This is a genomic window from Pseudomonas sp. Pseusp15 (assembly GCF_059492165.1).
Map to the genome: position 1 here is coordinate 291298 of NZ_CP168523.1, position 21482 is coordinate 312779.

General features: G+C 59.7%; 26 protein-coding genes. All 26 read left to right on the plus strand.

Going from position 1 to position 21482, the window contains the following annotated elements:
- Positions 1-145: 145 nt before the first annotated feature.
- The 26 genes from ACEN8R_RS01350 to ACEN8R_RS01475 all read left to right on the plus strand — a co-directional run bounded on the left by ACEN8R_RS01350 (position 146) and on the right by ACEN8R_RS01475 (position 21439).
- Positions 146-880 carry an XRE family transcriptional regulator gene (locus ACEN8R_RS01350; protein WP_026286486.1) on the plus strand — a complete coding sequence of 245 codons (735 nt, stop codon included), beginning with the start codon at positions 146-148 and terminating at the stop codon, positions 878-880.
- A 517-nt stretch (positions 881-1397) separates the two neighbouring features.
- Positions 1398-1817 carry a tail fiber assembly protein gene (locus ACEN8R_RS01355; protein WP_018926993.1) on the plus strand — a complete coding sequence of 140 codons (420 nt, stop codon included), beginning with the start codon at positions 1398-1400 and terminating at the stop codon, positions 1815-1817.
- A gap of 117 nt (positions 1818-1934) precedes the next feature.
- Positions 1935-2285: a phage holin family protein gene (locus tag ACEN8R_RS01360; RefSeq protein ID WP_018926992.1), complete on the plus strand. Its 351-nt coding sequence runs from the start codon at positions 1935-1937 to the stop codon at positions 2283-2285.
- Positions 2286-2332: 47 nt separating this feature from the next.
- Positions 2333-2845 carry a hypothetical protein gene (locus ACEN8R_RS01365; RefSeq protein ID WP_018926991.1) on the plus strand — a complete coding sequence of 171 codons (513 nt, stop codon included), beginning with the start codon at positions 2333-2335 and terminating at the stop codon, positions 2843-2845.
- A gap of 3 nt (positions 2846-2848) precedes the next feature.
- A complete protein-coding gene (locus ACEN8R_RS01370) occupies positions 2849-3460 on the plus strand; it encodes a phage baseplate assembly protein V (protein ID WP_258671044.1) in 612 nt (203 codons plus the stop codon).
- A 10-nt stretch (positions 3461-3470) separates the two neighbouring features.
- A complete protein-coding gene (locus ACEN8R_RS01375) occupies positions 3471-3803 on the plus strand; it encodes a phage baseplate protein (RefSeq protein ID WP_018926989.1) in 333 nt (110 codons plus the stop codon).
- A complete protein-coding gene (locus ACEN8R_RS01380; protein ID WP_495624536.1) occupies positions 3800-4795 on the plus strand; it encodes a baseplate J/gp47 family protein in 996 nt (331 codons plus the stop codon). The genes ACEN8R_RS01375 and ACEN8R_RS01380 overlap by 4 nt, the downstream gene beginning before the upstream one ends.
- Positions 4792-5427, plus strand: a complete 636-nt coding sequence (locus tag ACEN8R_RS01385) for a phage tail protein I (RefSeq protein ID WP_018926987.1) — start codon at positions 4792-4794, stop codon at positions 5425-5427. Before ACEN8R_RS01380 ends, ACEN8R_RS01385 begins: the two co-directional genes overlap by 4 nt.
- A complete protein-coding gene (locus ACEN8R_RS01390; protein ID WP_495624537.1) occupies positions 5428-7317 on the plus strand; it encodes a phage tail-collar fiber domain-containing protein in 1890 nt (629 codons plus the stop codon).
- A 10-nt stretch (positions 7318-7327) separates the two neighbouring features.
- Positions 7328-7882: a DUF4376 domain-containing protein gene (locus ACEN8R_RS01395; protein WP_018926985.1), complete on the plus strand. Its 555-nt coding sequence runs from the start codon at positions 7328-7330 to the stop codon at positions 7880-7882.
- Between the two features lie 101 nt (positions 7883-7983).
- A complete protein-coding gene (locus ACEN8R_RS01400) occupies positions 7984-8193 on the plus strand; it encodes a hypothetical protein (RefSeq protein ID WP_258612632.1) in 210 nt (69 codons plus the stop codon).
- A gap of 2 nt (positions 8194-8195) precedes the next feature.
- The gene (locus ACEN8R_RS01405) at positions 8196-9362 is read left to right on the plus strand and encodes a phage tail sheath protein (RefSeq protein WP_019647825.1); all 1167 of its coding nucleotides are present in this window, start codon (positions 8196-8198) and stop codon (positions 9360-9362) included.
- A complete protein-coding gene (locus ACEN8R_RS01410; RefSeq protein ID WP_018926982.1) occupies positions 9362-9868 on the plus strand; it encodes a phage major tail tube protein in 507 nt (168 codons plus the stop codon). Before ACEN8R_RS01405 ends, ACEN8R_RS01410 begins: the two co-directional genes overlap by 1 nt.
- Positions 9869-9985: 117 nt before the next feature.
- Entirely contained in the window at positions 9986-10567 is a 582-nt protein-coding gene (locus tag ACEN8R_RS01415; protein WP_018926981.1) for a phage tail assembly protein, read from the plus strand.
- Between the two features lie 290 nt (positions 10568-10857).
- Positions 10858-12855, plus strand: coding sequence for a phage tail tape measure protein (locus tag ACEN8R_RS01420; RefSeq protein ID WP_495624538.1), 1998 nt, complete (start codon positions 10858-10860; stop codon positions 12853-12855).
- Positions 12855-13238, plus strand: a complete 384-nt coding sequence (locus tag ACEN8R_RS01425) for a phage tail protein (RefSeq protein ID WP_018926978.1) — start codon at positions 12855-12857, stop codon at positions 13236-13238. The genes ACEN8R_RS01420 and ACEN8R_RS01425 overlap by 1 nt, the downstream gene beginning before the upstream one ends.
- Positions 13231-13443, plus strand: a complete 213-nt coding sequence (locus ACEN8R_RS01430) for a tail protein X (protein WP_018926977.1) — start codon at positions 13231-13233, stop codon at positions 13441-13443. Before ACEN8R_RS01425 ends, ACEN8R_RS01430 begins: the two co-directional genes overlap by 8 nt.
- 9 nt (positions 13444-13452) lie before the next feature.
- Positions 13453-14469, plus strand: a complete 1017-nt coding sequence (locus ACEN8R_RS01435) for a contractile injection system protein, VgrG/Pvc8 family (RefSeq protein WP_018926976.1) — start codon at positions 13453-13455, stop codon at positions 14467-14469.
- A gap of 100 nt (positions 14470-14569) precedes the next feature.
- Complete coding sequence (locus ACEN8R_RS01440; RefSeq protein WP_258612629.1) at positions 14570-15154, plus strand: phage tail terminator protein; 585 nt, start codon at positions 14570-14572, stop codon at positions 15152-15154.
- On the plus strand, positions 15151-15333 hold the full coding sequence (locus ACEN8R_RS01445) for a DUF2635 domain-containing protein (protein WP_007907211.1): 183 nt from the start codon (positions 15151-15153) through the stop codon (positions 15331-15333). The genes ACEN8R_RS01440 and ACEN8R_RS01445 overlap by 4 nt, the downstream gene beginning before the upstream one ends.
- Complete coding sequence (locus tag ACEN8R_RS01450) at positions 15333-16829, plus strand: phage tail sheath subtilisin-like domain-containing protein (RefSeq protein ID WP_064620025.1); 1497 nt, start codon at positions 15333-15335, stop codon at positions 16827-16829. Before ACEN8R_RS01445 ends, ACEN8R_RS01450 begins: the two co-directional genes overlap by 1 nt.
- 67 nt (positions 16830-16896) lie before the next feature.
- Entirely contained in the window at positions 16897-17244 is a 348-nt protein-coding gene (locus tag ACEN8R_RS01455; protein ID WP_018926973.1) for a phage tail tube protein, read from the plus strand.
- Positions 17241-17537, plus strand: a complete 297-nt coding sequence (locus ACEN8R_RS01460; protein ID WP_018926972.1) for a phage tail assembly protein — start codon at positions 17241-17243, stop codon at positions 17535-17537. The genes ACEN8R_RS01455 and ACEN8R_RS01460 overlap by 4 nt, the downstream gene beginning before the upstream one ends.
- A 130-nt stretch (positions 17538-17667) precedes the next feature.
- The gene (locus tag ACEN8R_RS01465) at positions 17668-19170 is read left to right on the plus strand and encodes a phage tail family protein (RefSeq protein WP_064620017.1); all 1503 of its coding nucleotides are present in this window, start codon (positions 17668-17670) and stop codon (positions 19168-19170) included.
- Positions 19157-20392, plus strand: a complete 1236-nt coding sequence (locus ACEN8R_RS01470) for a DNA circularization protein (protein WP_495624539.1) — start codon at positions 19157-19159, stop codon at positions 20390-20392. The genes ACEN8R_RS01465 and ACEN8R_RS01470 overlap by 14 nt, the downstream gene beginning before the upstream one ends.
- A gap of 3 nt (positions 20393-20395) precedes the next feature.
- Positions 20396-21439, plus strand: a complete 1044-nt coding sequence (locus ACEN8R_RS01475; protein WP_495624540.1) for a phage baseplate assembly protein — start codon at positions 20396-20398, stop codon at positions 21437-21439.
- Positions 21440-21482: the final 43 nt, after the last annotated feature.

Below are 21482 nucleotides of genomic sequence, written 5' to 3' on the forward strand. Positions count from 1 at the left end.
GCTTTTCCGCGATGGGCGCAAGGTTACCATGGGCGGTCCGCCCGACGCAGGCATGAAAGCCTTAAGGCTATTTTTCGTGGGTCTATGCACAAATTATGCAATTTGGCATTTGTCTTCCGAAAAAAGATCAAGCACTATTCGCGTTATGCAAAAACGCAATGTTTCTACCGTCTTAAGAGCGCTGCTCGATCAGCACGGGATCTCCCCCACGGAGCTTCACCGTCGCACTGGCGTGCCTCAATCCACTCTCTCGCGCATCCTCAGCGGGAAGATCGTCGATCCTTCGGATAAACATATCTCGAAGATTGCCGAATACTTTGCTGTGAGCACCGATCAGTTGCGGGGCCGCGCGGATGTCGCGCCGGCTGCCGGCGCCGGGCGTGATGAATTGCATTCGGAACTCAAGGACATAAGCCTGTGGGACGACGACACGCCTGTCGATGACGACGAGGTGTCGGTCCCCTTTCTTCGCGAGGTTGAATTGGCTGCTGGATCAGGAAGATTCGTCATCGAAGAGAGCGAGCGCTCTAGCCTGCGCTTCGGCAAGCGCAGTTTGCGCCATAACGGTGTGCAGTTCGACCAGGCCAAATGCGTGACTGTGCGTGGCAACAGCATGTTGCCGGTACTGCGCGACGGTGCCACGGTGGGGGTGAATGCCGGTAAATGCGGGATTGGCGACATCATCGACGGCGACCTGTACGCCATCAACCACAACGGCCAGTTGCGGGTGAAACAGCTTTATCGCCTGCCGACCGGGATTCGCCTGCGCAGCTTCAATCGCGATGAGCATCCGGACGAGGACTACAGCTTCCAAGAAATCCAGGAAGAGCAAATCGTCATCCTTGGTCACGTCTTCTGGTGGGGCATGTACGCCCGCTAACCTCACCACTGTCAGATTAAACCCGTCGCCCGACGGGTTTTTTTTCGCCTGCCAAAAACCGCCAACGCCTTTGTCTGTGGGACTTTCATGCGCCTGTGCATTTATTGCGCATAAATAAATGCATTTATGCATTGACTGTATATGCATCCATGCATATTCTTTGTCTCAAGCCGCTCAACAAAGCGGCTCGAAACGAAGCTCTTTAGTTCCACCACAAAGGCAGCGATGAATCGGCCTCAACGGTTCAGAGGGTTGGCAACTGACCCGGGTGTGCAGCGTAAAGCACCAGAAGCAGTTATCCGGCGGGCAGGGACCGCGGTCGGAAAAACAATTTGAATGGACTCGTACCGCGCCAGTAGCGCCGAAAAGTCAGCTTCCTTTTTGACACGGGATTAAAGGAAGGCGAAGGAGCGCATTACTGAAAAGCCCGGTTTCACACTGGGCTTTTTGGAATGCCTACCTGATGCAGGCAGATCAACGTGTGCCGGGATGCCCGGCGATCAATAAGGATATGAAAATGAAGAAATACGCACGTGTAGTAAACGGAAAAGTCGACAACATCTACGAGACGGTCAATCCGATCACTGACGAGTTCCCAGTCGATCAACTCTGGGTCGACGTCACCGGCAGTTCGAGCAATCAGGTTGACTACGGCTACAACGCAGTCAACAGCGATGGCCTCTGGTCGTTCAATTCCGGGTTCCCTTGGCCGCAATCTGCGCTAGGTGAACAAATGCGCAATGAAAAAACCAAGCGGCTCGACAGTGTCATGACCAGCGTGGCGTCGTCGGGATTGCAATTCAAAGTTGATCTGGGCGTGGCCACTGCTGCCGAGCAGGCTTACCTGACTGCCTTCAAGGAGTATTGCGTTGCCTTTACTCAGGTCAACAAACAGCCAGGTTTTCCGCTGACCATCGTTTGGCCTGAGCTGCCGTAAAAACGGAGCGCATTACTGAAAAGCCCGGAATGCTCCGGGCTTTTTGGAATGCCTACCTCAAGAGACATCGATTGAATCCAACACACATCACTCATCAATCACCCCAGGAGGCGTGACATGACAAACGAGCAACAAGCGTTGCTGGACATGCCGATCTGGCTGGTCATCCTCCTCGCCGTGGCGGGCGGGGTGTCCGGCGAAATGTGGCGCGCCGACAAGGAGGGCGCCCGTGGCTGGTCACTGCTGCGGCGCCTGGCCCTGCGGTCCGGGGCCTGCATGATCTGCGGCGTCTCGGCGATCATGCTGTTGTACGCCGCGGGCCTGTCGATCTGGGCCGCCGGCGCCTTTGGCTGCCTGACGGCGATGGCCGGGGCGGACGTGGCCATCGGACTTTACGAACGTTGGGCCGCCAAGCGGATTGGCGTTTGTGAAGTGCCACCGCGCGATTCTCGTCCCGATCAACAGTGAACCGGCGTCGCTGATCTTCGTATTGCCATAGGAATAGGAGGCCATTGATGCCTGCTGTCATCGAAAAACCGTCGCAGCTGTTTTCTGCCATTGCCGAGACGTTGCGTACCGCCATTCCCGGCTTGAAGGTCGGGAGTCATCAAGACTTCGACGGCACTGTCGATCTGCCCTGGGTGCTGATCGCCATCGAACGCGATGCGCCGGGCATCCGTGCCAACGACGGACGTATCGCTCATGTCCTGACGGTTTCCTTGCAAGCCGTGTTGCCCGGTGCAGGGTTGGCGGCGTGCGATCTGGCCAGTGAGTTGAAAAGCCTGGTCGTCGATAACCGCTGGAAACTGCCGGGCGAGCAATGCGATCTGCCGATGAACATTGATGGCATCCCGTCCACGTTTATCAGCGATGCACGGGAGTACACCGCCTGGACCGTTTCATTTACCCAAACCCTGTACCTCGGCCCGACGCTGCTCGAAGACCCGTTGGGCATCCCGAAATTTGCCCGTACCTGGGAGGTGTCGAACATCGACGACCCGGATCAATACACCGCACTCGAGGGCTGATCCATGTTTGATGCGCTGTTACGTATGCAACTGGGGCCGATCATCGAGCGTTTGGCCGAGATGGAAACCGAGCTCGAAGACTTGCACCGGCGTGCCGACAGTTTCTGTCGTATCGGCGTGTGTCAGGAAGTCGATGCGGCCAGCAATACCTGCAAGGTCCGTCATGGGGAACTGCTCACCCCGGCGATCCGGTTTTTCAACCCAAGCGCCGGGGCACAGAGCGAGTCGCGGATTCCTTCCGTGGGTGAGCAGTGTTTGCTGCTGAACCACGGCGGTGGCGAGGGCGGCGGGCAGTCGGTGGCGTTGTTCGGTCTCAACGGCGGTCAGTTCCCGCCCGTCTCGACACAGGCATCGCTGACGCGTCGCCTCTATCAAGACGGCACGGAAAGCGGTTACGACCACGCCAGTCATGTCTTGCGCTGGAAGAACGGCCCGGCGGCGTTCACCGGTTCCCGTGAATCCCTCGAGTTGAACATCGGCCCGGCGAGGCTGGCGATGAGGCCTGAGGCCATCGAATTGCAACTGGGCGCCGTCGGCCTGCGGCTCGACGCTTCCGGTGTGCATCTGAGCGGCCCGTTGGTGGATCACCAGGGTCGCGTCATCAGTACTGCATAAAGAGCTTCCCATGATCGGAATCGATAGAAACACCGGCGCAACGGTCGACGACTGGCTGCAGTTCGTGCAGCGCGCCACCCGGGCACTGACCACGCCGTTGGGCACGCGTCAGAAGCGCCCTTTGTATGGTTGCGCACTCACTGAGTTGCTGGGGCAGAACCTCGGCGACGATCTGCTGATTCTCGCCCAGAGCCATGCGGCCCAAGCGTTTTACAACAAGTACAACGGCATCGACGATTTTGAGCCGCAGGTCATTGTGGCCAGCCGCTACGGTGCCGGGTTGTTGTTGCGTTTCGCCGGCACCTGGAAAAACCGCCAACAGACCTTCGAGGTGGTGGCATGAGTATGTTGATACCTGGCCAGAACCAGTTGGCCGAACCGGCCATCGTCACGGTCGAAGCGTTCGAGGATCTGCTCGCAGAGTTTAAGACCTTCGTTGTCGAGTACGTCGGCGCCCGTTCCCCCGAGCGCGCGGCCAAGCTTGCAGTCAGCCTGGAAAACGAAAGCGAGTTGCTGACCCTGGCACTTGAGGCGTTTTGTGTACGGCTGCAAACCCACGAACGCAAATACAACGCCCGCATCAAGCAGATGCTGGCGTGGTGGGCCACCGGCACCAACCTCGACGCCCGCCTCGCGGACATGGGGCTTGAGCGCCAGTTGCTGGACCCGGGCGATCCGGCGGCATTCCCGCCTATCGATCCGGTCTACGAGAGCGATGACGACGCCCGGTTGCGTTATTACCTGGCGCCCCATGCACCGGCGGCGGGCTCGCGGATGCAGTATCGGCGTGAGATCTTCACCCTTGGCGAACGGCCTGCCGTGAAGGTGGAAACCACCGCGGCGGGAGTGGTGACGGTCACTTACACCTTCGACCCGGACGGCTATGTCGCGCAGGTCAAGGACGGCAACGGGCGCCGGACCGCGCCCGGCGAAGTCACGGTCACGGTGCTTTCCCGAGAGGGCGATGGCACGCCATCCCAAGCGCTGCTCGACGATGTTCGCCAGCATTTCGCCCGGCCTGATGTCCGGCCCGAAACGGACCTGGTCACTGTGCAGGGCGCGCAAATCAAGAACTACAAAATCCGGGTGATCGCGAAGATCAACCCGGGCCCCGATTCAGGGCTGACCAAGGTTGCCGCGCAACAGCAACTGCAGGCGTATGCCGATGCCTGTCATCGCCTGGAAGGGCGAGTGGACCCGAGCTGGATCGACTACACGCTGCACAGCGCCGGGGCGGTTCAGTTGCAAATTCTTGAGCCAGTGGCGCCGATTGTGACGAGTGCTTTTCAAGCGCCGTATTGCACGGGCGTCGAGGTCGAGGTGGATACGTTATGAGTGACGACACACCTCGCCCGAGCCTGTTGCCGGCCAACAGCTCACCGCTGGAAAAGGCACTTGATCTCGGTTTCGCCCGATTGCTTGAGCGCATCGACCCGCCGTTCCCCGAACTGATGAACCCCGCCAAAACACCGCTGGCATTCCTGCCGTACCTGGGCGCGGATCGCGGGGTCAGCGAATGGAGCTCCGAGGCGACCGAGGCGGAAAAACGCCTGACGGTGGAACTCGCCTGGCCTACCGCACGGCAGGCCGGGACGCGAAAAGCACTGGAAAACGCGGCCAAGGGTTTGCAATTGATGCCTGAGGTGCGCGCCTGGTACGAACAAACACCACCCGGCCCGCCTTACAGCTTTTCCGTCAGGGCCTTCACCGAACAGCCCTACAGCGAAGAAATCGACGCCCGTCTCGACCGACGCCTGGCCGATGCCAAAAGCGAACGCGACACCTTGAAGGTTTCCGTCGGCTTGAGCGCATTCGGCAGTCACGTCATCGGCGCCGCCACCGTATGCGGCGAGCTGACCACGGTTTATCCGATCGTCATCGAAGGGCTTGAAGCCTCGGGTCAGGCCTTTATGGCCGCTGGGCTCTACACCGTCGAAACCTCCACAATTTATCCTCAGGGGTCCTAAATGGCCGACTATTACACCCTGCTCACCAATGCGGGGATCGCCTACGAAACCGCCTGCAAGGCGGCGGGCACACCGATCAAGCTGTCGCAGATTTCCGTCGGCGACGGCGGCGGCGCGGTTTACAACCCGGCCGCAACCGCCACGGCGCTCAAGCGCGAAGTGTGGCGCGGGCCACTCAATGCACTGTTCCAGGATGAGAAGAATCCGAGCTGGTTGCTGGCCGAAGTGACTATCCCGCCTGAAGTGGGCGGCTGGTATGTGCGTGAGGCCGGGCTCTGGACCGATACCGGGATTCTTTACGCCATCGTCAAATATCCGGAGTCGTTCAAGCCGGTGCTGGCGACTTCGGGCTCGGGGAAAGAGTTCTACATTCGTTCGATTTTCGAGACCAGTAATGCGGCGCTGGTGACGTTGTTGATTGATGACACGGTTGTGAAAGCGACGCGTGCGTGGGTGATGAGTTACCTCGCTGAAGAGCTCGGCAAACTTGATGGCAAGCAGTCCGTGCGTGTCGCGGCAACCGGCAACGTGGTGTTGAACGGTGCAAAGCAGGTCGACGGAGTTGCAGTGATTGCCGGTGACCGGGTTCTGCTGCCGAATCAGACGTTGGCCAAGGATAACGGTCTGTGGATCGTGGCCAACGGTGACTGGGTTCGGGCGAACGATGCCAACGTCAGCGCCAAGGTCACGCCGGGCCTGACCGTGATGGTAGAAGAGGGCACGCAGAATGGTGATTCGCTGTGGCACCTGACTACTAACGGGCCGATCACTCTCGGCACCACCGCGCTGACTTTTGAGATGCTGGCCGGTCGTACCGGCATTGCACCGGGGACTTACAAAAGCCTGACCGTGGACAAATACGGTCGAGCGACGGCGGGCGCGAACCCCGAAACGCTGGCTGGGTTCGGGATCAAGGACAGCTACACCAAAACTGAAATCGAGGGGATGATTGCCAGCGCCTCGATGTTGCCGGTGGGGGCGATTGTCGCGTTTCCCGGTGATACGCCACCGATGGGCTTTCTTGAGCTGGATAACAGCGTCAAGAGTGCTGCGCTTTATCCGGATCTGAGTGCTTATCTCGCCGGCAAGTACAACAAGGGCGACGAGGGCGCTGGAAATTTTCGTTTGCCGGATGGACGCGGCGAATTCCTGCGCGGTTGGGATCATGGACGCGGTGTTGATGGCGGCCGGACAATCGGCAGTTATCAGGTTGATACCTTACAGAACATCACTGGTACGTTTGACGGCTATCTCGATATCACCACGGCAGGCGGCGCGTTCACGTTAAGCAACATGAGCACGTCCTCAACTCCGCTCAACCAGAAAGGCGCCTACCATGGCGTGTATTTTGATGCTTCGAAAGTGGCGCGCACCTCCGCGGAAACGCGTCCCCGTAACCTCGCCGTCATGTGGTGCATCAAGGCTTGGAACGCGCCGATCAATCAGGGAAACATTGATATCGCCGCGCTGGCCGCTTTGGCACAGCAGGCCACGGAAATAAACCAAGGCACGGCGAAAATTGCAATGCAGCCGTTTGTCGATGCTGGCGTGGACGATGCAACGATTGTCACCCCCAAGAAGCTACGGTTCGGCTTTTCGATCAGTCTTGGCACCAATGGCTATATCGCGCTGCCGAGTTGGCTAGGCAGTTTTATTTTTCAGTGGGGAACATCGGCTTCAATCGCTAGCGGCGCCGGGGTTTCTGTTTCGCTTCCAATCGCATTTCCAAATGCAATTCTGAATGCATTCGTCTCAGCAAATGCCGTCTCGGGTATCGGGACGGCATTTTGCGGGGGCGTGAATGCGACTAGCAAAACAGCCATCAGTATTTATCATTATTCCGCTGGTGGTGGTGCTGCTAACTACCGCTGGTTGGCCGTAGGCCACTGAGGTTATGTCTATGAAATACGCAGTATTTAACGAAGACTTCACCTTGATGACCTGTCTGGTCGAGGGGATTCATGAGATCCCAAGCTCCGCCGTCGCACTCGATGCGGATCTATTTCTTAAGATCACCCAAGAAACGGATGGGGTGTGGGGGCTCGGCGCAAACGGCGAAATCACCAAACAACCGTTTCCCGAGGTTGCACCAGACTACCCGGCAATGATTGCCAGCGAGCGCTACAAGCGCGAAGGCGTGGGCATTACCGTCGATGGTTCTGTAATCGACACCACCCGAGACGGGCAGGCCTTGATTGCCGGTGCTGCTGTGTCGGCGATTCTTGATCCGGCCTACAGGTGCAACTGGAAAACCGCCGCCGGTTTTATCGAGCTGAACGCGCCGCAACTGATCGCAATCGCGACGGCGGTGCGGGAGCATGTCCAGGCCTGCTTTGATCGAGAGCTAGCGTTGTTGCGCGCGATCGAGACAGGGAGTTACAGCAGCGACATGCTGACCGAGGGTTGGCCGGATTCACTGACACCGCCTGAGCCAGAGCCTTTAGAGCCCCAATAAACGCCCCGCACCCCCGGGGCGTTTTCTTTTCCGCCAAACACCCAACAACACCCGACAGCCCCTTCCTCCAAAGGGGCTTTTTCATTTCTGGAGAAACCCAAATGGCACTACGCCAAACCTACACCGTGCTCGTCCCATTCCCCACCGGGGGTGGCCACTGGTCGAGCGTCGGTCAAGAACTCGACCTGCTTGATGTGGAGGCCAGTGCGTTGCGCAGCGCTGGTCGTCTGGAGCTGAAAAAAACCGAGGCTGCCGAGTCGGCCTCTACAACCAACAAGGCCTTGAAGGCCGCTGCCAAGAAGGCTGAATAACCATGGCTGAGGTTTTGAACTTCGAGCACAACGGCATTACCGTCAATGCCACTGAATCCCCCGAGGCCATGGGTGGCCTGGGTGACAACGTCATCGGTCTGGTCGGCACTGCGCCGAAAGCGGATCTGCTGATTCCGCGTAACGCCCCGTTCCGCATCAACAGCTTCACCACCCAGGCGCTGCTGGACCCGACCGGCACCGAGTCGGGCACGTTGTTCCACGCGGTGTTCCAGATCCTCAAAGTGGTCAAGGTGCCGGTCTACGTGGTCATCGTCGAAGAGGGCGCAACCCCCGCCGACACCCTGAATAACGTGATCGGCGGCATCGAGCCAGTGACCGGTCGCAAACTGGGTCTGGCCGCACTTGGTGGTGTGCCGGAAGACCTGACGATCATCGGTGCGCCGGGTTTCACCGGCACCAAAGCAGTGGCCAGTGAGTTCGCCTCGTTCGGCAAACGCATCAAGGCTCGCGTGGTACTCGACGGCAAGGATGCCGCAGTCGCCGATCAAGTGACTTACAGCAAGGAGCTGGGCGGCGCGGACCTCGGTTTCGACCGCTGCCTGCTGGTGCACAACATGCCGTCGGTGTACTCCAAGGCTGCGAAGAAAAACGTGTTCCTGGCGCCATCGAGCCTGGCCATCGCCGCGCTCGCCAAGGTCAAGCAATGGGAGAGCCCGGGCAACCAGGTGACCTACGCCGAAGACGTTTCGCGAGTCGTGGAATACAACATCCTCGACACCTCCACCGAAGGCGATCTGCTCAACCGTTACGGCATCAGCTACTACGCCCGGACCATCCTCGGCGGCTTCTCGCTGCTGGGTAACCGCTCCGTCACCGGCAAGTTCATCAGCTACGTAGGCCTTGAAGATGCGATCAGCCGCAAGCTGGTGAAGGCCGGTCAGAAAGCCATGGCCAAGAACCTGACCAAGTCGTTCATGGATCAGGAGGTCAAGCGCATCAACGACTGGCTGCAAACCCTGGTCGCCGACGAAACCATCCCCGGCGGCAGCGTGTACCTGCACCCGGAATTGAACAGCGTCGAGAAGTACAAAAACGGTACCTGGTATGTGGTCATCGACTACGGCCGCTACGCACCGAACGAACACATGATTTATCAACTCAACGCCCGCGATGAAATCATCGAGCAGTTCCTGGAGGACGTTCTCTAATGTTTACCAACCGCGTAAGACAGGCCATCGCGGCCACCCTGCAAGGCCTGCCGTTGTCGGCGACCGTGGAAGAGTTCACACCGCCGAAGATCGAGTTCGACATGGAAAACATGGTCGGCGGCCGCTTCATCGTCGAGGAGATGGCCAAGAGCGCCAAGGCCCTGGGCGCCAAGTTGATCCTGCAGGGCGCCGGTCCCGAAGTGATGCTGGCGCTGGGCGTGAAGCTGGGCGACGACATCCTGCTGAACGTGCGTGAAGCCGGTCAGGATCAGGACGGTAACACCTGGTTCACCTACCACACCGTCGGCGGCAAGCTGAAGGTCCTCGAGGAAGCCATCGTGAAAATGGGTGAAAAACCCAAGACCACCCTGGAGCTCTCCTGCCGCACCTACAACCGCCTGGAAAACGGCGTTCCAGTGATCGATGTCGACGTGCGCACCCAGAAGTTCGTGCTCAACGGCGTCGACATTCTCGGTGATGCCCGCCGCGCCGTGTTGCTGCCGTAACACGAAGGCCAACCAAGGCGCACAACCTGTGGGAGCGGGCAGGCTCGCTCCCACAAGGATTGTGGCAAACAGATCCCTGCGCAGCAGCCTTTCATGAATCACCAAGGAATTTCTTACATGTCCTGGATACCTCCCAAGCATGTCCTGTTGTCACCAATTACCGGTGATGACGGATCCGAGATCGAGCAGATCCAACTCAAACCGTTGTACTACGCCGCGCAAAAAGAGGCCCTGGCCCGTGCCGGCGATGATGAGGACGATCAGTTCTTCGAGCTGGCCAGATTGGCCACGGGGTTGTCGGTCAAGGAACTGGACCAGCTCAAACGCCCGGACTACGTGAGCATCGCGCAGTACGTGCATGAGATGTCGACTCGCCCGGCTTCGTACTTTCTGGAACAGCAAGCGCAGGGCGAACAATCGGTAGACCCCGATCAAGTGTCACTGCTGCAACCGCTCAACGTGGCAGGCCGCAGCATGACCTCGCTGACCCTGGAAATGCCGGTGCTGCGCGCCACCAAAGCAATGAAAAAACTGAAGACGGCCAAGGAACGCGCCGAGTTCATCACCGCTCATTGCACCGGGCTGATGTTGCCCGATCTGGACCTGCTGACCGTGCCCGACTGGACACAGCTTCAGGTACGCATCGACGATTTTTTAAACAAACCGGCGGACTTCTTTCGGAGCGCGACATCGAAGTAATCCTCGATGTGGTGCCGCTCATTTACTCGGTAAGTGAGGCGGAGATTCTGGAGTGGGACGCCGGCAAGGCCTTGCGCCGCTACGACATCGCGATCACTCGCCTTGGCGTGAAACAGGAGTAGAGCAGGATGGCAGGCAGTAAGTATTCACTGTCCGGTGCGGCAAGCATCGAATTGCCGCAACTGGGCAGCGCCTCTGAAACGTCGGGCCTGAACCTGGCACTGACCACGGCCAGCCTCGACATCCGTCTGCTGGTGTCGGAACAGGTCAAGCTTCGCGAAGCGCTGGCGTTGCTGAACATTGCCCTGTCGTCGCAGCAGTCGCTGCTCAAGGCGAGTGCTTCGATGCCCGCGGCAAGCAGTGAACCAAAGTCCAAGTTAAAGGCTGAGGTTGATCAGCGCACGCCGCCGGATTTGCTCAAGTCGGCGATGGCGACCGAATTGGCGATGGTTGAGCTCAACCAAGTGCTGAAACTGGACAACGTCCAGTTGCAGAAACTGTCGCAGGCCAACCTGAAAATGGCCACTGACAAGCAGGTTGCTCCGAGCGGGGCAACGGCGGTTCAACTGGCTCAGGTCGAGTTGGTGGCGGCGAAGGCGGGTATCGGGGACGGGCTCGACCCGGCTAAAAAGCAGGACGAACTGCTGAACTTCACCCGAGATAGCGCGGTGACGGCGTCGGCGTTCAATCTCGACGTCAAGGCCGCCAGCGAGATGCTGTTGGGTTGGCGTAATTCGATGAAGCTGGATCGCGGACAAAGCCTGAGTCTGGCGGATGCAACCAACCATCTCGGCAACAGCGGTCTGAATGTCAAAGCGGCAGACATCGGTTCTGTGGTGCAACGCAGTGGCGAGGCGGGCATCGCTGCGGGCATGACGCCGGAACAGATGGCGGCGCTCGCGGCGGCGTTCTTGAACAGCGGCGCGGACAAGGCCGGTGCCGGTGAAGCTTTGAAAGGTTTCACCACGGTTTTGGCCAAGGGGGACGCGGCTTCACCGGAACAGCGCAAGGCTTGGTCTGACCTGGACGGCAAATTCAATCCAGGGATGTTGGCTGATGGCCTGCGCAAGGACGCGCCGGGAACGATCAACCTGGTGCTTGAAGCACTGAAGAAAAAACCTGCAGAAGAACAGCAGTCACTGACCAAGACATTGTTTGGTGATAACGCGGCGATTCTTGAACTGTTGAAAAAACCGGAAGACGTCCAAAAGGCTTTTTTACTGGTGTCCGAGCGGACATCCGACGGGACGTTGCCGAAGTTCAACGGTTCCGTAGCGAAATCCGCCGAGGCGCTTGGGGAAACCTCGCAAGGGCGCTGGAATGCGCTGGATGCGAGTAAGAACCGGATGTTCGCGGCGGGCGGCAATGCCCTGGCGCCGTTGACTGATGGTTTGATGGTGTCGCTCGGCGCATTGGCCGATGGCTTGAGCGGGGTCGCTGAAGCACAACCGAAAGCTACTGCAGGATTGCTGGTGCTCGCGGGAGCCATTGCGTTGGCGCGTGGTGCTGAAATCAAGGTCGCGATGGCCTCGGCCATCACCGCCGCAGCAACAAAACTTCTGGTCCTGGCAGGTGCGCGACCGATTCCCGAAACGGGGGATCTGACAGCCGATGCCAAGGAGCGCGGTCGTAAGGGCAAAAAGCAATCCCGAGGCGCAAGGGCCGGAAAAAGCGCAGCTCCTGGAAAAGCCGCGATCAAGCCCATCCCAAAAAGCGCAGCCAAACTGCCACGTATGTCGACGGGGAGTCGCTTGCTGGGTGCCGCCAGAATGGGCTCGGCAGTCACCAAGCGGGTCGCGCCGCTGATGCTGCTCAGTGCTGGTTACGATGCCGTCAAAGGCTTGCAGGCGGGTGATACCAAAGCGGTCGGCGGGGCGCTGGGCTCGGCCGGTGGCGGACTCGCCGGTACTTATGCTGGCGCTGCTGCCGGCGCCCTGATCGGCAGCGTGGTGCCTGTTCTGGGCACGGCGGTCGGTGGCGTAATCGGTGGTTTGTTGGGGGGAATGGCGGGCAGTTGGGGAGGGGAATGGCTGGGTGAGAAACTCGCTACACCCGCCGACAAGCTCGCCGCTCCAGATCAGGTCAGCAAAGACCTGACCAACGCCCAGACGAGTAATCAACAGAACACGGTTAACGCGAACATCTACATCAACGGCCAGGATCAGGCCAGCGCCAGTCAATTGGCGAACCTGGTTGTGCAACAGATCACGGGTCAATTCGGACTCATGACCATGCCCAACTCACTCGCCATGCGAAGTGATGCGGCCCTGACTGATGGAGGTACGTGATGCGTCAGCAAATGGCACTCGGCAGTTTCATTTTCGGCCTGTCCAGAAGCTTCGCTTACCACAGCCTGGTGCGCACCTCGGACGGCGGCTGGAAGAGCATCGACATCCTCACCAGCAAACCCAAATCCAGTCAGGTCGGCCAAGGCCTGCAAGGGCTGACGATAACAGGCAAGTCGATGTACGCGACCGCCATGGATCGGCTCGATGAGCTGCGTGCCTTGCAGGCGCTGCGCATCCCTTTGCCCTTGGTTGACGGCATCGGCCGCAACTGGGGTCTGTGGCAGATCAACAAGGTGTCGGAAACCCAAAACAACATCCTTGATGACGGCACCGCGATGGTGGTCGATTGGATTATCGAGTTGACGGAGTTCGCCAATGCGTAGGGTTCGAAGTATCGCCGGTGATTCGGTGAATCTGTTGCTGTACCGCGAGCTTGAGCGTGGTGACGATGCCACCGAAGAAGCGCTTTGGCGTCTTAATCCGGAGCTTGCCGAATGGGGGGCAATATTGCCGGCGGGGTTGTGGGTTGTGCTGCCGGAAGTGGATTCGAAACCCGTCGCACCCACACCGGTTTCGGCCTGGGATTAAGGAGGCAGCATGTCACTGGGTTTCACGCCTGCTGTGGAAATTTACGGCGCGAATGCTGCGCTGCTCAACGAACGATTAATCAGTTGGACACACATCGACGCAGCGGGAATTGAATCCGATCAACTGACGCTCGTGATCAGTCTGGATGGGCTTGAAGGGTTGCCCAGCCTGGGCGGAAAAATCGGCCTGCGGGTCGGTTATCTGGAATCGGGGCTGGTGGATAAAGGCGAGTTCGTCATTACCCGGCGCACGCCGACTCTGTTTCCCCTGCGTCTGACGCTGGTGGCCACGGCGGCGCCGTTCAGTGCGACGGATCAGACCGGGTTCAAACAGCGCCGATCGGTCAGCCATGGTCCGACGACCTTGGGTGCCTTGTTCCGCCAGTTGACATCCAGGCACGGGTTTTCCCCTCGTGTGGCCCCGGACCTGTCGCTGATAAAAATCGCGCACATCGACCAGTCCAACGAAACCGACATGGGTTTTCTGACGCGACTGGCCTACCTGCATGATGCCGTCGCCAAACCGGTCAACGAGCTGTATGTGCTGGCACGGCGCGGTCAGGCGAAATCGTTATCGGGCAAAGTTCTGCCGACCATAAAGCTGTCGGTGACGACCAACAATCGCCCAGGCGATCACGCCTTTATCTCCGCCGTCCTGGATGAAACCGCCCGGGCGAAATACCAGGGCTGCAAGACCAGTTGGTGGGACGCGGCGGCCGGTAAAGTGCGGGTCGAGGAGAGCGGCATCGCGCCGTTCAAGACCCTTCGCCAGCGGTTTCAGAGCGCAGACGATGCCCGGGCCGCCGCCGAAGGCGAGACCCGTCGGATGATGCGCGAAGCACTCAAGGTGACGATCGAATGCCCTGGCAATCCGGGGTTGTCCGCTGAAGGGGTCGTGCTGCTGGACCCCACCTGGCCGGATTTCATGCGCGGGCGTTGGTCGATCGACAAGGTCACCGCCACCGGCGACCGAGAAAAAAGCTATCGCTGCAAGATTGACGCGACCTGCCTGGACGCCAAGGCATAGCCCACACCCAAAATCACCCCCGCCCCGTAGCAGCCTTCGGCAGCTGCTACAAAAATTTGCGTCGCTGCTCACTCATTTCATTCGATTCTGGAGCGCCCTCATGAAGATCACGCCGATCCTCACGCAGCTGCGTGAGCAATGCCCGAGCCTGGCCAATCGTGTGGCGGCGGGCATTGACCTCACCACCCTGCAAGCCAACAACCCGCTCGCCACGCCTTGCGCCTACGTCGTCCCCATCGCCGATGTGGCGAGCAAAAGCGTGGCGCAAAACCTGATGCTGCAACCGATCCGCGACCGCTTCGAAGTCACCCTGGTGCTCGACACCACGGACGCTACAAAAGCGCTGGATCTGTTGCACGACCTGCGCGCCGAACTGTGGCGCGCACTGGTGGGTTTCAAGCCTGGCAACGACTACAACGCCATCGCTTACGACGGCGGTGAGCTGGTTTCCATCAACAGCAGCCGCGTGCTCTATCGCCTGCGCTTTTTCGCCGAATTCCAGCTCGGCCGCAATTTGCCGGGGCAACCGGCGCAGAGCTGGCACGAGCGTGAACTGGACGGCTTGTCGTCCTTTACCGGGGTCACCGTGCGGGTCGATGCGATCGACCCGGCGGACCCCAATCTGCAACGCCCAGGCCCCGACGGGCGCCTGGAACTGACTTTCTCTGGAGACGTAACCCCATGAGCAAACGCATCACCGTGCTGCCGGCCCCGGGCCGTGTCGTGCCGGACCCGGAAGCGGGCGATCTGTTGCCCCTCGAGGGCCGTGAAGTGCCGGACAACGCCTGGTGGCGTCGACGTCTGGCCGATGGCGATATCACTACCAAAGCCGTGAAAGCGGCGAAACCACAGGGAGCCAAATAATGGCGATCGGATTCAGCAACATCCCCGCGGACATTCGTGTTCCGCTGTTCTATGCCGAAATGGACAACTCGGCCGCCAATAGCGCGTCGTCGGCCATGCGCCGTCTGATTGTCGCTCAGGTCAACGACAACATCGCGCCAGCCGATGCCGGCAAACTGGTGCTGGTGTCCAGCGTGGCGCTGGCCAAAAGCATTGGCGGCCAGGGCTCGATGCTCGCCTCGATGTACGAAACCTGGCGCAAGACCGACCCGATCGGCGAGATCTGGTGCCTGCCGCTGCACAGCACCGAAGGCAGCATTGCCAAAGGCGTGCTGACTCTGACCGGTGCGGCGACCCAAAGCGGCGTGCTCAACCTGTACGTCGGCGGAGTTCGCGTTCAGGCAGCCATCGTCAACGGCGCCACCGCGGCGCAAGCGGCCACCGCCCTGGCCCTGAAAATCAATGCCAGCGCTGATCTGCCAGTCACTGCGGCGGCGGTCGGAGGCGTGGTCACCCTGAGTGCCAAATGGACTGGTGACAGCGGCAACGACATCAGCCTGCAATTCAATCGCCTGGGCAAGAGCAACGGCGAAGAAACCCCGGCGGGCCTGACCTCGGCCATCACCGCCATGACCGGCGGTGCCGGTGTGCCGGATCAAGTGGCTGCCGTGGCGGCGCTGGGCGATGAACCGTTCGAGTTCATCTGCATGCCGTGGTCGGATCTGTCGACGCTCAACACCTGGCAAGCGGTCATGGATGACAGCACCGGTCGTTGGTCCTGGGCCAAGCAATTGTTCGGTCACGTCTATAGCGCCAAGCGCGGCACCGTCGGCACTCTGGTGGCGGCAGGGCAAGCGCGTAACGACCAGCACATGACCATCCAGGCGCTGGAACCGGGTGTACCGCAACCGTTCTGGGTGCAGGCGGCCGCACTGGCTGCGCGCACCTCGGTGTTCATCTCGGCCGACGCCAGCCGTCCGACCCAAAGCGGCAGCCTGCCAGGTCTCGACCCGGCTCCGGCGAGCGAGCGGTTCACCCTGACCGAGCGTCAGTCGCTGCTCAACTACGGCATCGCCACCGCGTATTACGAAGGCGGCTACGTGCGCATTCAGCGTTCGATCACCACCTATCAGAAGAACGCCTACGGCCAGGCAGACAACTCCTACCTGGACAGCGAAACCATGCACCAGTCGGCGTTCATCGTGCGTCGTCTGCAAAGCGTGATCACCAGCAAATACGGTCGCCACAAACTGGCCTCCGACGGCACCCGTTTCGGCGCCGGCCAGCCAATAGTTACCCCGAGCACCATTCGCGGTGAGCTGATCGCCCAGTACGCCAAGCTCGAACTGGAAGGCCATGTGGAAAACGCCGAGCTGTTCGCCGAACACCTGATCGTCGAGCGCGACACCCAGGACCCGAGTCGGGTCAATGTGCTGTTCCCGCCGGACTACATCAACGGCCTGCGCGTGTTCGCGCTGCTCAACCAGTTCCGTCTGCAGTACGACGACGCAGCCTGATCGCTGCCTTTGACTGTGTGAATTCGGCCCACCGCGCGTGGGCTTTTTATTTGAAGGGAGAAACACCATGGGTCAACTGATTGCGGGCACCTGCTACGTCAAAGTGGACGGCGCTCAATTGACCATCAACGGCGGCTGCGAAGCACCATTGATGGCCGTAAAACGGGAAACCGTCGTGCCGGGCTTCTACAAGGAAACCGACATCGCGCCGTCGTTCAAAGTGACGGCGCTGCACACCGCGGACTTCCCGCTCAAGCAACTGATCGCAGGCTCCGACATGACCGTCACCTGCGAATTCAGCAACGGCAAAGTCTACGTACTGGCCGGCGCCTACCTGGTGGAAGAGCCGGTATCCAAAGGCGACGACGCCACCATCGAACTGAAATTCGAAGGCATCAAGGGGACCTGGCAATGAGCAACGCCGTGAAGCTTCAAGTTGCGATCGAAGCCCACGGCGAGCCCTTGACCGAGCTCAACCTGCGCCGCCCGACGGTGCAGGAAGTGCGAGCGATCAAGGCGCTGCCGTACAAGATCGACAAGAGCGAAGAGGTCAGCCTCGACATGGACGTCGCGGCCAAATACATCGCCGTGTGCGCCGGCATCCCGCCGTCGTCGGTCAACCAGCTGGATCTGGCTGACCTCAATACGCTGAGTTGGGCGGTCGCGAGTTTTTTCATGAGTGCGGCGTCGGAGCCATCACCGACCTGATCGCAGTCGCCTATGACCTGGCCTGGTTCTGGAAGGTTGACCCCGAACAGATGATGGCCAGGCCACTGGATGTGCTCCGCGAATCGCTGGAGCACGCGCAACGGATCAATGCGATGCAGCAGGTGCAGTGATGGCAGACACACAAACGAAAGGGAAAACATCGGTGCTGCTCACGGGCATCGATGAACTGTCACCCAAACTCGGCGCCCTTCGGGAAAAAGTCGAGAGCTTCAAGAAAAATCTGGAGCAGACAGGCCTCGGCAAACTGGACATCAGCGGCTTGTTCAAGGGCGGTAGCGTGATCACGCCGTTCATGGATGCGATCAAGGTGTCCGACGCGTTCAAGGGCAAATTGACCGAAGTCAATGAAGCAGCCGAAGGCGTTGATTTGCCGAAAGCGCCGGTGAGCGCTACGCAAAACATGAATGTGTTCAGTCGCTCGATGGAGCAGGTGTCGATCGCGGCCAACACGGCCTTGCAGCCTGCTGTCGCGACCATAACGGCAGGTCTTCAACCGTTGTTGGTAGGATTTGGCAGCCTGCTTGATGACAACCCGAAACTGGTCGAAGGGTTGGCGGCAGGTGCCATCGCATTTTCGGCAATGCAAACGGCCGTGACCGGCGCGACGCAAGTGTTCGATCTGATGAGCATGGTGCTCAAGACCAATCCCATCATGCTGATTGCCATGGGCATTGCCATGGCGGCCGGTGTGATCATTACCAACTGGGAGCCGATTTCGACGTTTTTCGCCGGGCTCTGGCAAAAGGTTGTCGGTTATTGGGCTCCGATCAGCGGCGTTTTCTCGGCAATTTTTGATCAAGTCAAGGCAGTCGTGAGTGCAGGATTCGACTTCCTCAAGGCGTGGTTTGCCTGGACGCCCTACGGAATGATCCTGAACAACTGGGGGGCCGTTGTCGGTTTGTTTGCGGCGATCTGGGATCTGCTCGTGGCACTGACTGTGCCGGTGAAGGAGAAACTGCGCAGCCTGTTCGACTGGGTGCCGCTGGACGCCATTGCCGCCGCTTGGGATCAGGTCCCTGCCATGTTCTCGGGCTACTGGGAGTCGATCAAGCTTGGAGCGCAGGCGTTCTTTTCCTACCTCAGCGGGCTGTTCACTTGGTCGCCCTTGGATGCACTGAGCGAAACATGGGCATCCGTGGTTCAGTTTTTCAGTGAAAAAGCGGAAAAGCTCCGGGCCATTCTGGCGCCCATCCAGGAGATGCTTGGCGGTAGCTTTGGTGGTTTTATCGCCCAAATTACCGGCAAGGTCGAAAGCTTCACCGAGGTGCAAAAGAAAACCAATGCTGAAGGCAAGGGGGAGTTTGCGCCGGTGGCGGCGTTCATCAATGCCGCTTCCGAGCAGCCCTCAAACGCGCTGGCGACTCCCGGCAGTTTGCCGCTCAAGTCGTCGTTGTTGCAGCCCGGTTCTCTGACTCAAAACTCCAACGCCTTGATCCAACAAAGCGCCGCCAACAATCGCACGCAACTCGAAGGCGGCCTGACGGTTCGCTTCGAAAACGCGCCGGCCGGGCTGCGCACCGATCAACCGCAAACCAATCAACCGGGGCTGTCGCTCAACTCGCGCATCGGCTACCGCTCACTTTCCCTGGGAGGCTCCAATGAGTTGGCGTGACCGTTTGTTGCCGGCGTCCTTTCGCGGTGTCGGTTTCTGGGTCGATCAGGCGAAAACCCCGGTCGGTAAAAAGGGCCAGTTGCACGAGTATCCGCAGCGGGACCTGCCGTTTTTCGAGAGCCTTGGCCAACAGGCGAAGATCCATGATCTGACGGCGTTCATCGTCGGCCCCGATTGCCTGGAGCAACGCGACAAGCTGCTCAAGGCGTTGGAACAGGGCAGTGGTGAACTGGTCCACCCGTGGCTGGGACGGCTACAAGTCAAGGTCGGCGAATGCGACATGACCCATACCCGCCAGGACGGCGGGTTGGTGACGTTCACGCTGAAGTTTTACCCCGATGAACCGCTGCCGTTTCCGACGGCCACGGTCAGCACGCAGAAGGTGCTGCTGGCCAAGGCCGACACTTTGCTGGGTTCGGCGGTGGCGCGGTTCGAAGAGGTCATGATCCGGATCCAGGCTGCGCGGATCGGTATCAACAATCTGCGCAACAGCCTGACCGGGGTGTATGACGTGATCAAGGAACAGCTCAAACCGTTGATCGAGGAGTACCGGCAGATCACCGAGCTGGTCAAGGCGGTCAAGGAGTTGCCCAAGGAAGTGGCGGCGGAATTCAAGGGCTTGCTCGGCGATATCAAATCGCTCAAGGACTTCGCGAAGGAGGGTTATCGCGGCGTGATTGCCGACGTGTCCCAACAGCTCGAAGCCATCCGCAAGGCCGATGCGCCGAAGCTCACCACCGGCAAGGACACCACGGCCGCGGCGCAAGCCATGGCCGATCTGGTACAGGACACGCTGCTGGTCAAAGTGGCGCAATGGGTCGCCTCGATGCCGGTCGCGTCGACACCGGTGAAACTGTCGTCGACACCATCGCTGGAGCAGCAGGCGAACCTGCCGGTCACCCGGCAGGAAGTGCCGGTCACCGACGATTTGAAAGCGCTGCAAAAGGCGCTTGTCGAGGCGATCAACCCGATGCTGGACAAGGCCAGTCCCGCGCACTATCTGGCCATCGACGATGTGAAGCAGGCGCTGCTTGCGCATCTCAAGGCAGTGGCTTCGTCGGGTGTACGACAGGTCAGCAAGTCTTTTCAGGAAAGCCTTCCGGCGCTGGTCGTGGCGTACAAGCAATTTGCCGACGCAACGCGGGTCACCGAAGTGATTCAGCGCAACGGGATTACCCATCCAGGGTACGCGCCGAACGATGTGAAAGTCTCCGGGAAGTGAACCATGAACGAGATGGATAACCGCGTCACGTTGACGGTCGGCGGCCTGGAATACGGTGGCTGGAAAAGCGTGGAAATCACGGCGGATCTGGAGCGTCAGTTCCGCACCTTTAAGCTCAATATCACCTGGCAATGGCCGGGGCAGACCGTAGACAAGCGGATCCAGCCCGGTGACGCCTGTGAAGTGCGCATCGGCCAGGATCTGGTGCTGACCGGGTATGTGTTCAAGGCGCCGATCAGTTATGACGGGCGACAGATCAGCCTGAACATCGAAGGCAGTTCTTGTACTCAGGACCTGGTGGATTGCGCCGCGACCAACCGCCCGAACCAATGGCATGAGCAATCGCTGTTGAGCATCGTCGAAGCGCTGGCGATCAACTACAAGGTCTTTGTGGTCAGCGAAATTCCCGAGACCGCCCGGCTCAGCAGTCACACCATCGTGCCGGGGGAAACGGTGTTTCAATCCATCGATCGCTTGCTGACGTTGTTCCGGGTGTTTTCTACCGATGATGCCCAGGGCCGGTTGGTGTTGGCCCAGCCTGGCAGTGGTGGCCGGGCCAGCGATGCGCTGGAGTTGGGCAAGAATATTCTGTCGGCCAACGCGCCGATGGATTACAGCCAGGTGTTTTCCGAATACCGGGTCATCGGTCAGCAAAAGGGCACGGACAAGAAGAGCGGGGCGGCGGTCAGCGAGGTTGAATCGGTGTCTGCCGACCTGAGCTACAAGCGTCGGCGGGTCACGGTGATCAACGAAGGCATACAGATCAATCCCGATCTCGCCTTGCAACGGGCCAACTGGGAAAGCGCCACCCGCGTCGGCAAGGCTTTAACCACCACCTACCAAGTGCAGGGTTGGCGGCAATCGAACGGCGATCTGTGGCGTCATAACACGCAGGTCAGGGTCAAGGATCCGGTGCTGGGATTCGATGACGACATGCTGATTTCCAAGGTGACCTACTCGCTGTCGGCGCAAGGTTCGATCACCACCCTGCAAGTCGCACCGCCGCACACCTTCGATGCCAATCCCGAGCCCCCGAAGAAAACCTGATAGCCCCTTAAAAGGTAGCCCCTTAAAAGGTCGCAGCCTTCGG

Coding starts and splice junctions, on each gene's coding strand:
- ACEN8R_RS01350 (WP_026286486.1), top strand. CDS start 146: ATGCAAAAACGCAATGTTTCTACCGTCTTAAGAGCGCTGCTCGATCAG.
- ACEN8R_RS01355 (WP_018926993.1), top strand. CDS start 1,398: ATGAAGAAATACGCACGTGTAGTAAACGGAAAAGTCGACAACATCTAC.
- ACEN8R_RS01360 (WP_018926992.1), top strand. CDS start 1,935: ATGACAAACGAGCAACAAGCGTTGCTGGACATGCCGATCTGGCTGGTC.
- ACEN8R_RS01365 (WP_018926991.1), top strand. CDS start 2,333: ATGCCTGCTGTCATCGAAAAACCGTCGCAGCTGTTTTCTGCCATTGCC.
- ACEN8R_RS01370 (WP_258671044.1), top strand. CDS start 2,849: ATGTTTGATGCGCTGTTACGTATGCAACTGGGGCCGATCATCGAGCGT.
- ACEN8R_RS01375 (WP_018926989.1), top strand. CDS start 3,471: ATGATCGGAATCGATAGAAACACCGGCGCAACGGTCGACGACTGGCTG.
- ACEN8R_RS01380 (WP_495624536.1), top strand. CDS start 3,800: ATGAGTATGTTGATACCTGGCCAGAACCAGTTGGCCGAACCGGCCATC.
- ACEN8R_RS01385 (WP_018926987.1), top strand. CDS start 4,792: ATGAGTGACGACACACCTCGCCCGAGCCTGTTGCCGGCCAACAGCTCA.
- ACEN8R_RS01390 (WP_495624537.1), top strand. CDS start 5,428: ATGGCCGACTATTACACCCTGCTCACCAATGCGGGGATCGCCTACGAA.
- ACEN8R_RS01395 (WP_018926985.1), top strand. CDS start 7,328: ATGAAATACGCAGTATTTAACGAAGACTTCACCTTGATGACCTGTCTG.
- ACEN8R_RS01400 (WP_258612632.1), top strand. CDS start 7,984: ATGGCACTACGCCAAACCTACACCGTGCTCGTCCCATTCCCCACCGGG.
- ACEN8R_RS01405 (WP_019647825.1), top strand. CDS start 8,196: ATGGCTGAGGTTTTGAACTTCGAGCACAACGGCATTACCGTCAATGCC.
- ACEN8R_RS01410 (WP_018926982.1), top strand. CDS start 9,362: ATGTTTACCAACCGCGTAAGACAGGCCATCGCGGCCACCCTGCAAGGC.
- ACEN8R_RS01415 (WP_018926981.1), top strand. CDS start 9,986: ATGTCCTGGATACCTCCCAAGCATGTCCTGTTGTCACCAATTACCGGT.
- ACEN8R_RS01425 (WP_018926978.1), top strand. CDS start 12,855: ATGCGTCAGCAAATGGCACTCGGCAGTTTCATTTTCGGCCTGTCCAGA.
- ACEN8R_RS01430 (WP_018926977.1), top strand. CDS start 13,231: ATGCGTAGGGTTCGAAGTATCGCCGGTGATTCGGTGAATCTGTTGCTG.
- ACEN8R_RS01435 (WP_018926976.1), top strand. CDS start 13,453: ATGTCACTGGGTTTCACGCCTGCTGTGGAAATTTACGGCGCGAATGCT.
- ACEN8R_RS01440 (WP_258612629.1), top strand. CDS start 14,570: ATGAAGATCACGCCGATCCTCACGCAGCTGCGTGAGCAATGCCCGAGC.
- ACEN8R_RS01445 (WP_007907211.1), top strand. CDS start 15,151: ATGAGCAAACGCATCACCGTGCTGCCGGCCCCGGGCCGTGTCGTGCCG.
- ACEN8R_RS01450 (WP_064620025.1), top strand. CDS start 15,333: ATGGCGATCGGATTCAGCAACATCCCCGCGGACATTCGTGTTCCGCTG.
- ACEN8R_RS01455 (WP_018926973.1), top strand. CDS start 16,897: ATGGGTCAACTGATTGCGGGCACCTGCTACGTCAAAGTGGACGGCGCT.
- ACEN8R_RS01460 (WP_018926972.1), top strand. CDS start 17,241: ATGAGCAACGCCGTGAAGCTTCAAGTTGCGATCGAAGCCCACGGCGAG.
- ACEN8R_RS01465 (WP_064620017.1), top strand. CDS start 17,668: ATGGCAGACACACAAACGAAAGGGAAAACATCGGTGCTGCTCACGGGC.
- ACEN8R_RS01470 (WP_495624539.1), top strand. CDS start 19,157: ATGAGTTGGCGTGACCGTTTGTTGCCGGCGTCCTTTCGCGGTGTCGGT.
- ACEN8R_RS01475 (WP_495624540.1), top strand. CDS start 20,396: ATGAACGAGATGGATAACCGCGTCACGTTGACGGTCGGCGGCCTGGAA.